12 protein-coding genes, 1 tRNA gene and 1 pseudogene are annotated in these 12602 nt (G+C 73.8%); 5 read left to right on the plus strand and 9 right to left on the minus strand.

What is annotated here, in order from left to right:
• Positions 1–31 precede the first annotated feature (31 nt).
• Genes FB380_RS21430 through FB380_RS21440 form a run of 3 tightly spaced genes read right to left on the minus strand, consistent with a single transcriptional unit; the run spans position 32 to position 1968 of the window.
• Positions 32–403 carry a hypothetical protein gene (locus FB380_RS21430; protein ID WP_166757397.1) on the minus strand — a complete coding sequence of 124 codons (372 nt, stop codon included), beginning with the start codon at positions 401–403 and terminating at the stop codon, positions 32–34.
• A 14-nt stretch (positions 404–417) separates the two neighbouring features.
• Positions 418–1215: an enoyl-CoA hydratase/isomerase family protein gene (locus tag FB380_RS21435; protein WP_166757398.1), complete on the minus strand. Its 798-nt coding sequence runs from the start codon at positions 1213–1215 to the stop codon at positions 418–420.
• 33 nt (positions 1216–1248) lie between these two features.
• Positions 1249–1968, minus strand: a complete 720-nt coding sequence (locus tag FB380_RS21440) for a GAF and ANTAR domain-containing protein (protein ID WP_166757399.1) — start codon at positions 1966–1968, stop codon at positions 1249–1251.
• A 336-nt stretch (positions 1969–2304) separates the two neighbouring features.
• Here FB380_RS21440 and FB380_RS21445 point away from each other — a divergent pair, with 336 nt between their 5' ends.
• Together FB380_RS21445 and FB380_RS26255 are read left to right on the plus strand one after the other, a co-directional pair.
• A complete protein-coding gene (locus tag FB380_RS21445) occupies positions 2305–3027 on the plus strand; it encodes an ANTAR domain-containing protein (protein ID WP_373286331.1) in 723 nt (240 codons plus the stop codon).
• 553 nt (positions 3028–3580) lie between these two features.
• A pseudogene (locus tag FB380_RS26255) lies at positions 3581–3869 on the plus strand (IS982 family transposase); the annotation flags it as partial.
• Between the two features lie 17 nt (positions 3870–3886).
• Here the strand turns inward: FB380_RS26255 and FB380_RS21450 are convergent.
• Entirely contained in the window at positions 3887–4585 is a 699-nt protein-coding gene (locus FB380_RS21450; RefSeq protein WP_166757400.1) for a TetR/AcrR family transcriptional regulator, read from the minus strand.
• A 592-nt stretch (positions 4586–5177) separates the two neighbouring features.
• Here FB380_RS21450 and FB380_RS21455 point away from each other — a divergent pair.
• Together FB380_RS21455 and FB380_RS21460 are read left to right on the plus strand one after the other, a co-directional pair.
• Complete coding sequence (locus tag FB380_RS21455; protein WP_166757401.1) at positions 5178–5861, plus strand: antibiotic biosynthesis monooxygenase family protein; 684 nt, start codon at positions 5178–5180, stop codon at positions 5859–5861.
• A 70-nt stretch (positions 5862–5931) separates the two neighbouring features.
• Positions 5932–6282 (plus strand): SCP2 sterol-binding domain-containing protein, encoded by a 351-nt coding sequence (locus FB380_RS21460; protein WP_166757402.1) that lies wholly within the window; start codon positions 5932–5934, stop codon positions 6280–6282.
• A 313-nt stretch (positions 6283–6595) separates the two neighbouring features.
• Here the strand turns inward: FB380_RS21460 and FB380_RS21465 are convergent.
• Positions 6596–6671: transfer RNA gene (locus FB380_RS21465), tRNA-Lys, on the minus strand.
• A 200-nt stretch (positions 6672–6871) separates the two neighbouring features.
• Between FB380_RS21465 and FB380_RS21470 the strand changes: the two genes are divergently transcribed.
• A complete protein-coding gene (locus FB380_RS21470; RefSeq protein ID WP_229682282.1) occupies positions 6872–8074 on the plus strand; it encodes a L,D-transpeptidase in 1203 nt (400 codons plus the stop codon).
• Between the two features lie 81 nt (positions 8075–8155).
• On the opposite strand, the gene FB380_RS21475 is transcribed toward FB380_RS21470, so the two are convergent.
• The 4 genes from FB380_RS21475 to FB380_RS21490 all read right to left on the minus strand — a co-directional run bounded on the left by FB380_RS21475 (position 8156) and on the right by FB380_RS21490 (position 12581).
• A complete protein-coding gene (locus tag FB380_RS21475) occupies positions 8156–8710 on the minus strand; it encodes a DUF1353 domain-containing protein (RefSeq protein WP_166757403.1) in 555 nt (184 codons plus the stop codon).
• 72 nt (positions 8711–8782) lie between these two features.
• On the minus strand, positions 8783–10675 hold the full coding sequence (locus tag FB380_RS21480; RefSeq protein WP_188959679.1) for a hypothetical protein: 1893 nt from the start codon (positions 10673–10675) through the stop codon (positions 8783–8785).
• Positions 10672–12408: an alpha/beta hydrolase gene (locus FB380_RS21485; RefSeq protein WP_208383940.1), complete on the minus strand. Its 1737-nt coding sequence runs from the start codon at positions 12406–12408 to the stop codon at positions 10672–10674. Before FB380_RS21485 ends, FB380_RS21480 begins: the two co-directional genes overlap by 4 nt.
• Positions 12405–12581, minus strand: a complete 177-nt coding sequence (locus FB380_RS21490; protein WP_166757404.1) for a hypothetical protein — start codon at positions 12579–12581, stop codon at positions 12405–12407. Before FB380_RS21490 ends, FB380_RS21485 begins: the two co-directional genes overlap by 4 nt.
• Positions 12582–12602: the final 21 nt, after the last annotated feature.

The following is a 12602-nucleotide window of genomic DNA, read 5'->3' on the forward strand; positions in this document are numbered from 1 at the left end:
GCGCTGCCGGCTGAGCGCGCTGCCCGCCGGCTCAGCCGGCGGAGGCCTGGTCGCCCAGTCGCTGCCGGGCCGCCTCTGCCAGCCGCTGCACGGTCTGCACCTCCGCGGCCGCCTCCCGCAGCCAGCTGCGCAGCCCGTCGAGGTCGAACCGGTTGCGGTCGCGCAGCTGGCCCAGCAGCACCTGCCGGGCGCTGGCCTGGGCGCGCATCGCCGTGGGCAGCGTGCGGCCGGTGCGGCGGGCCCGGGTGGTCAGCCCGGCGCCGAGGAACACCAGCTCCCGGACGTCGGTCAGACCGGTGAGGAGCGCCTCGGCGTCCTCGCTGCGGCCGTCGGCCAGCAGCTGCAGGTACTCGTCGGCGCGGCGGGCGCCGGTGTCGGCGGGGGACTCAGACGGTGCGGTCACCCCTCCACTGTCCCTCAGCGGCCGGACCAGCGCGGGGGGCGCTTCTCCAGGTGGGCCGCGATGCCCTCGCGCCGGTCCTCGCTCAGGTAGGGGTTGGGGCCGACGTCCAGCCGCAGCGCCGCGGCGAGCGGCAGCTCCAGGCCCTTCACCGCCGTCTCCTTCATCCGGCGCACCGAGAGGGGGGCGTTGGCGGCGATCCGGTCGGCCAGGGCCAGCGCCGTGGGGAGGACGTCGTCGGCCGGGACGACCCGGTTGACCAGGCCCCACCGGGCGGCGTCCTCGCTGGTCACGTACTCGCCGGTGAACAGCATCTCCAGCGCGATGCCGGCCGGGATGCGTTTGGGCAGCACCACCGACCCGTAGTTGGCGCCCATCCCGATCGTCGCCTCCGGCAGGCCGAGCTTGATCCCGGGCGCGGCGATCCGGATGTCGCAGGCCAGGGCCAGCTCGAAGCCACCGGCCACCGCGTGCCCGCCGAGCGCGGCGATCACCGGCACGTACGTCTCACCGAGCACCTCGAACAGGTTGCGGCCGGGGCGGCTCATCGGCGGCCGGAAGTGCTCACCGCGCTGGTCGCGCTCCCGGATCTCCTTGAGGTCGAACCCGGCGCAGAACGCCGGCCCGTTCCCGGTGACCACGACGGCCCGGACGTCGCCGTCCTCGGCGCAGGCGAGCAGTTCCTCCACCAGGTCGGCCTGCAGCGCGGTGGACAGCGCGTTACGCCGCTCCGGCCGGTCGAGGGTCACCAGGCGGACGTGCCGCCCCCGGGTCTCGGTGACCAGTCCGGACTCGTGACGCCGCGGTTCGCTCATGCCGGCGATCCTGCCCCGCGCCGGGCCGTCCGGTCAGGCGGAGGGGAGCTCGCCGGTGGTCACGAACTCCTCGGCGATGTCGCGGACCTTCCGGTTCGTCTCCATCGACAGCTGGGCGAGCGCGGAGAACGCCTGGTCGGCCGGCCACTTGTGCCGCTCCATCAGGATGCCCTTGGCCTGGTCGATGACCGCCCGGGAGTCCAGGGCCGAGCGCAGGTGCTCGGCCCGCTCGACGGCGGTCTCGTAGAGGTACATGTTCGACACCGGCACCACGGCGTAGGCGGCGAACCGGGCCGCGACCCGCCGGGTCTCCTCGTCGAGCGGCCGGGGGGAGCGGGCGTAGACGTTGAGCCCACCGCTGATCAGCTCCTGCGGCGGCAGCGGGAAGGAGAAGACCCCGCGGCAGCCGCGGTCGGCGGCGACCTGCGGGAACGAGCCCCACCGCGGGTCCGAGCCGGTGTCCAGCAGTTCCGCGAGGACGCCGGTCGTCGCGGCCTGCAGGCAGGGTCCCGACCCCTGCGCGTACTGCACGAGGTCGAGGTCGCGGGCGAGTGGGTCACTGGCCGCAACGGTCGACGACCGGCCCTGGGACACGATGGTGACCGAGGTGACCGGGTCACCGGGGAGCACCCGCGCAGCCAGGTCGGTGACCTTCTGCAGCACCGACTCCAGGGAGTGCTCGGCGAAGGACATCCGGCCCAGCTCGTCGAAGGCGAGCTGGGTCAGATCGGGATCGGGGGTGGGGCGAGTCAACGTCGTACTCCGGCGGGAGGTGACACCGGGCAGCTGGGTGTGCCGGCGGAGGACGGGCCCGGGGAGACCACCGCGGACCCGCCTGGGGACGGGGTCGGGGACCCCGCTGCCGCACGCCGGCTGTGTGACGTTGTGGCCCGAGGAGCATAACCGGCGCCTCTGCGCAGGCCGGGCCGCCTGCTGATCGTGTTGATCAAGCTATGCCGGGTACGGTGGCCACAGGTGCCGCCCGTCGGCGCCGACGTACGTCAGACAGCGGCGTGCACGCGAGCGGGGCCTCATCGCGGGGCCCTCCGCCGAGGCTGCCACCCCGGTGCCACAGAGCCGGAGTGTGCTGTGCCTTCTTCCGACGTACCCATGGTCGGCGCCGACGAGGCGCTCGAGCAGCTGGGCAGCCTGTCGCTGCGCGACCACTCGATGGAGTCGGTCCTGCAGACCGTCGCCGACCTGGTGACGCAGGTGCTGCCGGGGGAGATCGAGGCCTCGATCTCCCTGCTGGCCGGCGATCGGGCGGTCACGTCGGTCTTCACCGGCATCCTGGCCCTGGAGCTCGACGAGAGCCAGTACGGCCGCGGGCACGGCCCCTGCCTGCACGCGGCCTCGACCGGCGAGGTGGTCGAGGTCACCGATGCGCGGACGGAGGAGCGCTGGCCCGACTACGCCCGCGTCGCCTGGGAGCGGGGGAGTGGCAGCTCGCTGTCGGTGCCGTTGCCGATCCAGGAGCAGGTCAGCGGGGCGCTCAACCTCTACGCGCGTGAGCCGCACGGTTTCGACGCCGCCGCCCGCGCTGCCGCCCTCCGGTTCGCGCCCTACGCGGCCGTCGCCGTGTCCAACATGCACGCCTACGAGAGCGCCCGGTCGATGGCGGAGAACCTGCAGGCCGCATTGGAGTCCCGGGCGGTGATCGACCAGGCCAAGGGCATCCTGATGGAGCGGTACAAGCTCACCGCGGACCAGGCATTCCAGACGATGGCTGCGGTCTCCATGCGGCGCAACCGCAAGGTCCGCGACATCGCCGCCACCCTGGTCAGGACCGGGGAGTTCGAGCGCGACGGCTGAGCCGCCCGAGCGACTGCCGTCGTCGGTCCGGTTGGGGCATGACCGTGACGGGCAGAACCGAGCAGGGGCCGTCTGCGTGCCGGCACACAGAGGACCCCAGGCTCGGTGGTCGAGACCACGGCCACCGAGCCGCCCCCGCCCATCCGCGGACGGCGCCCGGCCCGAACACCTCCCGGCTGCGTCGTCCCCGTGCCCCCGGGCCGACGCCGCCGCCCGCCTGGCCGGGACGGCGGGCGCGGGAGCAGACGGTGGGCGGACCCGGCCGCGACGGCCGCCCAGGACGACGAAACGGCCCCGTCCCGGGGGGACGGAGCCGTTGGTCGATCGTGGTGCGCCCTCAGGGACTCGATCCCCGAACCCGCTGAGCGTGAGTCAGAGTGAGCCCCTGCCGGAGGTCGACGGCGACTGAGATCCGGCTGGCGGTCGACGAGCGGCGTGACCCGACCACTCGGGCCGGGCGTCACAGCGGATCACCGAGCAGCTGGGCATCAAGGCCGAGACGCTGCGCAACTGGGTCTTCCAGGCCGAGGTCGACGAGGGGCACCGGCCCGGGATCGCCGACCTGCACCACTACGGCCGGCAGGTCGAGAGACGCCCAACGACCGCGGCGTCACCTTGCTGCGGCCGGCCGCCCCGGAGCACGGCTGGTCAAGCCGCTGCGGCAGGTGAGCGAGTCGGTCAACGACACCTCACGAGGCCACTCCGGCTCGAACACCACGGCGGACGCACCCCGACCGGGATCTGGGTCCGCGTCCCCCCACGGGTCCTGGCCCAGAGCCGCCATCCGGCACAACGACCGCATCGGCGCACCGACCCCACGATCGCTGATCCCGTACGGCCACTGGCCCCTGGGGATCAGTCATCCAGGAGGCCGCCGCCTCGGGGCCTGTGACTCCGTCGGGGAGAGCAGGGTCGTTGCGGCGCTGATGAAGGACTGTGGGTCGAGGTTCGGGAACCAGATCCGTTGCAGCGCGTAGCCGGGCAGCAGCGCGACGATGACCTGAGCGGCGGCGTGTGCGTCGACGTCGTCGCGCCACCGCCCGTCGTCCTGCATGTGGGCCAGTCTGGAGGCCAGCGAGCAGGTCACCCGCTCCACGATGTCAGCCACGACCCCGGCTACGCCGGGGTTGTGGAGGCTCTCGTTCCAGATGGCCACGGCCACCCGCCGGTGGTCTTCGTCAGTCTCCACCGAGTCGAACGCCGCGACGATCCGACGGACCTCGTCACCGATGCCCCCGGTGCGGACATCGGGCTGCACGTCCGGTTCAGGCTCGCCCAGGAGTGCATCCAGCTGCCGGGAGACGCCCTCGGCGATCGCGACGATCAGGTCGTCCTTGCTCTTGAAGTACCGGTAGACCCCACCAGGGGACAGACCCGCCTCTGCGAAGACGTCTTGCATCGTCGTGCCATGGACGCCTGCCCGGGCGAAGCACCTGACGGCGGCCGCCACGATCTGCAGGCGCCGGTCGGCCAGGTGTTGGGCGCTCACTCGCGGCATGCCGCGACGGTACCAAAAAGAACGGATGTCCGTCTTTACAGGCTGACAGCGGGCAGCCATGCTCTAAGCGGACGGACATCCGTTTTGGATGAAGGGCCAGAGATGAGCGGACACCACCCACCCCTGATCGGGGTCGCGCCGACGCAGACAGCTGCGCACACACATCGGCTCCTGGGGACAGACCTCATGCGCCGCCGCCGCCGCGGCGGTGGAGACCGGACTCGGACTGCTGCCCGAACCGTGGGTGGGACTGGTCGCCGTCGCGGAGCTCGTGGTCCCGGCGGTCGTTGCCCTCGGGATGGGCCGGGAAGCCCTGCTCGGCACGGTGGGCCTGGTCCTCGTCCCGCTGCTCCTCGGCAACGTCGGGTTCGGTGCGACGTCCGCACCGGAGTTGCGGCCCCAGCCGTGGCGCGCAGTGGGCCAGTGTCTGCCGCCTGGTGCCGCGGTCACTGCCCTGCTCGACGTCGCCTGCTCCAACCGCGCGGCCATCGCCGGACCCCTCACGGTCCTGCTCGTCATCGTCGGCCCGGGTCTCGGTGCACCGCAGCAATGCGCCGGCACCCGTCCGTGCACATCGCCGCCTTGCGGTCATATACCCCGCCGCCACCAGTCGCACCACATCCGAGAACACCCACGAACGAGGAGATCCACCATGAGCACGGCACGCATCGCTGTCCCCAGCACGATCATCCGGCCGGGCGCCGATCCCCTGACCGCCATCAACTTCCTCCACGTGGAAGAGGAAGACCAGGCCCGCCTCGTCGACGTCATGGTCACAGCCGCCCAGCACATGGCCGGCACCCCCGGGAACGTCTCCCTCAACGTGCTGCGGTCACTGGACGGCAGCCGGATCGTCAGCTACGGCCAGTGGTCCGACGAGCAGGGCCTCCAGGCGGCCGAGCGGGTCGACCCCGTTCCCGAGCTCGTGGAGCGGGTCCGGGCCCTGACCGTCAACCACCCACGGCCGCGGCTGTACTCCGTCGTCTACGCCGATGACCGGAGCCCCGAGGGGGTGAGCGTGATCTCGCCGTCGTACACCGGCGCGATCTTCATCAACGAGATCACCACCCAGCCGCCCACCCAGGCCCGGCTGCTGGAGCTCGTCATCGCCAACAACCAGATCCAGTCGCAGAACACGTCTGGGTACCGCTCAGCCAACTTCCACCGCAGTACCGACGGGGAGCGTGCCGTCAACTATTCGCTGTGGGACACCGCTGAGCACTGCATCCAGGCCATCAGCGCCATGGCGGACATGGACGAGAACCTCGCCGAGACCGTCGAGATCGCCAGCCCCGACTTCCGCTTCTACGAGCTCGTGCACGCCAGCCACGCGTGACCCGGCCCGCCCGAGACAGCCCTCGAGCAGCCGCTCCTGGGACCAGCACGACCACCGAGAGGAACCCGTCATGAACGCTCCCGCTGCACAGCCCGTCACCTACCCGGCCGCCGTGGACCGGCTCCGGTCCATCCTCACTTCGAGCACCCTGGGAGAGGTGGGCGCTGTCTACGCGTTCCACTTCACCGACGGCGGCGAAGCGACGCTGGACGGCAGCAGCGCCGCTGGTCTCGGCTATGTCGACGACGACCCGGCCGCTCACGGCCTGACCCCCGACTTCGAGGTCAGGCTGTCCCGGGAGGACTTCGCCAAACTGGTCTTCGGTGAGCTGCACCCGATGGCCGGCATGGCGACCGGGCGGATGAAGCTCACGGGCAGTTTCAAGCAGGCCATCAAGCTCGACCGCCTGCTCAAGGGGTGAGCCGCCCGGACGACCCGGTGCCCGCCGCCGGTGCGACTCCATGACCTGCGCCACGGAGCGGCGCCCCAGATGCTCGCTGGCGGTGCCGACATCGCCGTCGTCGCCGAGCGCACGGAGCACTCGTCGGTGCGCCTCACGATCAACACGTGGAGCGATCTCCTCGAGGGCGTCGGGCGGTCTGCGGCCGACTCGGCAGAGCGCATGGTGCGCCCGCGGGTGACCGCGGCGACACCGGATGCGCATAGTGCGCCCGGCGACGCTCGAGAACGACGAAACGGCCCCGTCCCGGGGGGACGGAGCCGTTGGCCGATCGTGGTGCGCCATCAGGGACTCGAACCCCGAACCCGCTGATTAAGAGTCAGCTGCTCTGCCAATTGAGCTAATGGCGCGTGTCGCTCGACGTGGTCGGGCAACAGGAGAGGACTCTACACGCCGACCAGGCTCCGCCGTGCAGTGGGGGCGGGTCATCCGCGTCACATGTTGTGGCACACAACGAGTTGTCAGCCACGGCGTGGACACTGGGAGACGGTGCACGACGCCCGCCGGGAGAGCCCCGGCCGGCGCGCACCGGGAGTGGGGGCAGGTCTTCGTGGGTCCGCAGCAGGCGAGACGGATCGCCGCAGTGCTCATCGCCGCGATGCTCGCCGTGCTGGCGGGCTGCTCGGGGTCGTCGTCCGAGGTCCCCCCGGACGACGCGGCCGGGACGCCCACCGCGGCGCCCGCCGAGGTGACGCTGAGCCTGGCCGACGGCGCCGTCGACGTCTCCCCGACCGCGGCGCTGGAGGTCACGGTCGCCGGTGGCGAGCTGGACGAGGTCACCGTCGCCGACGCCGCCGGCACCGAGGTGACGGGCAGCCTGCAACCCGTCCCGGGCGCCTCGTCGACCCTCGCCTGGACGCCGGACGTCGAGCTGGACTACGACACCAGCTACACGGTCACCGCGACGGCCGCCAACGCCTCCGCGGACGAGACGACCGCCACCTCCACCTTCAGCACGGTGGCGCCGGCGACGCTCTCCACCCCGGGCATCGGCCCGCTCGACGGCACCACCGTGGGGGTCGGCATGCCGATCCGGGTGTTCTTCGACGAGCCGGTCGCCGACCAGGCCGCCGTGGAGAGCCACCTCCTGGTGACCAGCAGCACCCCCACCGACGGGGTCTGGAACTGGGTGCGCGACGACGAGGTGCACTTCCGCCCCTCCGGCTACTGGCCGGCCGGCAGTGAGGTGACCCTGGAGGCCGACCTGTACGGGGTCGACTTCGGCGACGGCGTCTGGGGCCAGAAGGACCGCACCGTCTCCTTCGGCGTGGGGGAGGAGCACGTCTCCGTCGCCGACGCCGCGGCGCACACGCTGACCGTCTACGACGGCGGCCAGCTGGTGCAGACCTTCCCGATGAGCGCCGGCAGCGCCGAGAACCCGACGCACAACGGCGCGCACGTCGTCCTGGAGAAGTTCGCCGACATCACCATGAACTCCTCGACGTTCGGCCTGGCCGTCGACGCACCCGGCGGCTACCGCACCGACGTCGAGTACGCGACGCGGATCTCCAACAACGGCGAGTTCGTGCACGCCGCCCCGTGGTCGGTGGCCGACCAGGGCTCGCGGAACGTGAGCCACGGCTGCATCAACCTGGCGACCGACGACGCGCAGTGGTTCTACGACTTCTCCCAGCCCGGGGACGTCGTCGAGGTCGTCAACTCGATCGGCGGCACGCTCAGCGCCGCCGACGGCGACATCTACGACTGGGCCATCCCGTGGGAGCAGTGGACGGCGGGCAGCGCGCTGTCCTGACCCCAGGAGCCCTGCGCCGGCGGCCGTGACCCGATCCCGGGTCGCGGCCGCCGGCGCGTTCCGGCCCGTCGCCGGGCCGGCTCACCGCCACACGTCGGGCTCGGGTCCCGGGCCACGGCCGCCGACCACCGAGACGACCACCGACTCGGCGGCCCGGTAGACCACCAGGGCGACCGCGACCACCGCCGCGGGCGGGACGACGATCGGCGCGGCCACCACCGAGAGGGCCAGCACCCGCGGGGCGTCCCGCCACCAGCCGGCCAGGCGCACCGGGTTGCCGAGGGCGCCCCAGCGGACGCCGGTCCACATCAGCCAGCGCCGCAACGGCGGCACCCCGAGCTCGCGCATGACCCGCCGGAAGACCCCGTCGGCGTCCCGGGCGGAGACCACCCCGCCGGGGACGGCGACGTCGGTCAGCCAGTCGTGCAGGACGGCGGCCGGGGTGTAGCGGCCCGAACGTGGGAAGAGCCACACCACGACGCGGGGCACCGAGGCGAAGTCGGTCCGGAAGCCGGGCGGGACGACGAAGGTGTCCCGCTCGCCGCGGTAGACCAGCGGCGCCAGCACCTCCCAGGACGTGTCGCTGACCCGGCGGACGGTGAGGGCGAGGGAGTCGAAGGGCACGGTCGCTGGCATCCCCCTTGTGACCGTGCCCGACACCCACCCCGCGGCGAGGGCCGGCCCGGGCCGGGTGGTGAGGGAAGCGGATCAGCCGGTGCGGCCGACGTCCTCCGCGGCTCGGGGGAGCTCGGCGGTCTCGGTCGTGGCGGTGTCGCGTCGATGCGGCCGGCGGCCGAGCAGCTCGCGGACGTTGAGGACGAGCAGCGACACCGCGGCGAGCACGAGGAGCGCGGCGAGCACCAGGCGCCAGTTGGCGAGGAGCGCGACGACCAGGCTCGCGGCCACCAGCAGCCAGACCGCGACGCCGACCATGGCGGTGAGGAGCAACCGCACCCGGCGTCGGGCGACGGCCTCCACACCGGCGAAGACGAGCAGGAAGGTGGCGGCTCCGGACAGCGTGAGGGCCGTGGGCCGGACCAGGAGCGCGCCGATCCAGAGGATGAGCACGGGGGTGCTGACCGCCGCCCAGGTGCCGAGGAAGGCCGTGTGGCGGTGCGGGTCGAGCACCGTCGGCCGGGCCGACGCAGCGAGGTGTGCATCGGGTGGCTCGGGCGAGGACGGGGCGGACAGCGCGTCGGTGTGTGCTGCGCGCTCCTCGGCCAGCTCCGTCCGTTCGGCGACCAGGGCCGACAGCTCGGTCTCCCCGCGGGCGAGGTCGCGACGGCGGTCGCGCTCCAGCCGGCGCAGGTCGACCCGGGCGCCGAGGGTCTGCGCCTGGGCGCGCAGGCCGCGCAGCGCCGTCCGCTGCGCGGTGATCGTGGCGTCCAGCTCGTGGAGCCGCCCGCTCACCCGGTCCACCCGGTCGCGGAGCAGCGCCCGCGCCTCCTCGTCGGTGGCGGCCAGCGCGCCGAGGCTGGCCCAGCCCAGCGGGTCCGCCCAGCACCGCCGGACGGCGCCCTCCCGCTCGTAGCGTGGCCCGGCCGGGGCCCGCTCGCCGCCCAGCGGGTCGCGGGTGTCGAGCCCCCACAGTCCCCGGAAGTCCCGGACCCAGGCGGTGTCGTCGCCGATGACCTCCACCCGCCACGTCCGGTCGTGGCCGGGACCGACGGCGGCGCCGTCACCGCGCGCGTGGTCGATGAACGGGATGGCGAGCCCCGCCCGGTCCGGTGACCGCGGCAGCAGGCGCCTCCTCATCCGGCGCAGCGCCGGCAGCTCCACGGAGATGACGTGGTCGCCGGGGACGAACGCCCCGGAGTGGGACCCGGCACCGGGGAAGACCACGGGGTGGTCACCCTCCCTGCGCAGCCCGGGGTCGTCCCACCGGCGCCGCAGCGCGGCGCCCTCGTGGTCGTGCGAGGACGCCGCCACCCAGGCCGGGCGGAGCCTGCCGCGGTCGGGCACGAGGTAGACGGCAACGGTCTCCCAGTCGGCTTCGTGGTCGTTGACCCCGTGGAAGGTCGTGCGCCAGTCGTTGAACGCGTAGAAGAACCAGTACTGGCAGATCGTGTACCCCGCCTCCCGGACGACCCGGCCGTAGCAGGGGCACTGACCGGCGTCGGGGAACCCGCGGGTGAGGACCTCGGCGCCGGCGACGACCCCGCCGGGCACCCGCCCCCGCAGGAGCAGCGACACCCGGAACAGCACGTCGACCAGCCGGGCCAGCACCCCGACGGCGGCGAAGCGCGAGGTGGAGCGCAGCCGCGGGCGGTCCTCGCGCCGCCACGCGCGGACCTCTGGCCGGGTCAGCGGCCGGTCGACGAAGCGCAGGTACAGCGGCTGGTCGCGGTGCCGTCGCCCCAGGTCGGCCAGCCGCTGCAGGTCCAGCCCTCCCGCTGGGACGAGCGCGGTGCCCGTCCCGCCCGGCCCCCTCGTGCGGAGGCTGCACCGGGCGACGTAGGGACCGACGCCGGTCGGGAGGAACAGCTCGCCGGCGGTGAAGCGCAGCACCGGCTCGTGGGCGCGCAGCAGGACCTCGTCGTCGTCCTCCCGGTCGACGGCGGCCGGGACGGGCACGGGTGCGGGCCCGGCGTCGGTTCTCACCGCCGGATGAGCGCCCGCAGTTCGTCGGCACGCTCCTCCGTCCAGCCCGCGGGGCGCAGCAGCAGCGCCCAGGCGTCCACCGACTCGTTGGTGTAGCGGTGCCCGTGGCCCTCGGGCACGCCGACCGCGAACGGCATGTCCAGCGTGACCTGCCAGAAGGTGACCAGCGGCAGCCAGGTCATCTCGTCGAGGACGTCGCGCCCGCGGGGCTCGGCCAGCCAGTCGGGCCGGGAGGACAGCAGCGACGGGCTCCACCAGACGATCGGGTCCGAGGGGTGCTGCAGGAACAGCACGCGGGCGCCGTCCCACGGGACGCCGGCCGGGGGAGCGCCGGCGCCGACGTCGGTGCTGAAGCGCACCGTCCGCCCGCCGCGGAACACCGGCTCCACCTCGCGGCTGCCGGGGTCGCGGTGGTCGCGGAACTCCGTGTGCAGCGCGTTGAAGTTGGGCGCGCCCACGAACAGCGCCCCCGAGACGCGGTTGCGCAGGTCCGCCTCGCCGCTGAAGGCCGCCTCGGCGCCGAAGGAGCCGAGGCTCTCACCGAACACGTACAGCTGCGGCCGCGTCTCCGGCGGCAGCGCGGACCAGCGCTCGTAGACGGCGTCGAACAGCTCCCGCCCGGCCGCGCGGGCGCGGGACTGGTCGACGAGGTAGGAGATCCCGGAGGGGACGTAGGAGTACTGCAGGGACACCAGCGCGGAGTCACCACCGGCGATGTGCTCGAAGGCCGACAGGGCCCCGGCGTCGAGCCAGCCGCTGCCGGTGGTGGTCGCGACCAGCAGCCGGGCCCGCTGGAAGCCCCCGGCCCGTGCCAGGTCGTCGACGGCGATCTGCGCGCGGTCGACGACGTCCTCGGCGGTCGCGACGCCGGCGTAGACCCGGATCGGCTCCTCCGCGGCGGTGCCGGTGAAGGCGGCGATCTCCTCCGCCGACGGGCCGCCGGCGACGACGATGCGGCCCTCCCGGCCGAGGGTGTCCCAGGCGATCAGCGATCCCGGCCCGCCCGAACGCAGCCCGCTCGTCGGCTGCTCGACGCCGGCGGGCGTCGTCCCGTCGGCCAGGGCGAAGGAGCCATGCAGGCTCGCGCGCAACGCCTCTCCCGGCGATCCGAGCACGGCGAACACCAGCAGACCGGCGACGACCAGGCCGCCGAGGGTCCGGGCCGCCCGGGCGCCGACCCAGCGGCTCGCCCACCGGGCAACGGCCCGCGCAGCGCCGCGGACCAGCCGGGCCAGGCCCAGCAGCACGGCGAGCACGACCAGACCGACCGGGAGCGCCAGCAGCGCCCGCCACGGCGGCTCGCCGTCGACGCCCATGAGGGCCCGGAGGTCACCCTGCCAGCGCAGTCCGAGCACGGAGGACGCCGTCAGCAGCACGACGGCCGTACCGGCGAACACCTGCCACGACCGGCGGCGCGGCCGGCGGCGGTCCCGGTCGGCCAGCCCGCGCCAGACCGCTGCCGCGAGGACGCCGAGGCCGTAGCCGAGCGCGGCGCTGATCCCGGCCGCCACGCCCTGCGTCACCCCGCTCCGGGGCAGCAGCGACGGGGTGAACGACAGGCAGGCGAGGACCAGGGCGCCCCAGGACCCGGGGAGGGACAGCGCGCCCCACCGCTCGACCCGCGCCGCCCCGGCCGTGCCCGGACCGGCGGTGCGTGCGGTGGAGCCCGCCGCGGTCTCCCGATCCGGCCGCCGCGCCTGCACCACCTCGGCAGAGGCCCCCGAGGAGTTCACGGTCCCGCCACCGGCCAGCCGGCGACCGCCCAGACCCCGACGACCACCGCGGCGAGCAGGCCGAGCGTGAGGAGCAGCGCCCAGGCGGCGAACCTGGCGCTGTACTCGTGCTCGTCAGGTTCCCGGCCGGCCGGCCCGACCCGCTCGGGAGGGCGCAGGCTGGGGAGCGACATCGCACCTCCCGGCACCCCGCC

It is taken from the genome of Modestobacter marinus, from assembly GCF_011758655.1.
Classification (GTDB): Bacteria; Actinomycetota; Actinomycetes; order Mycobacteriales; family Geodermatophilaceae; genus Modestobacter; species Modestobacter marinus.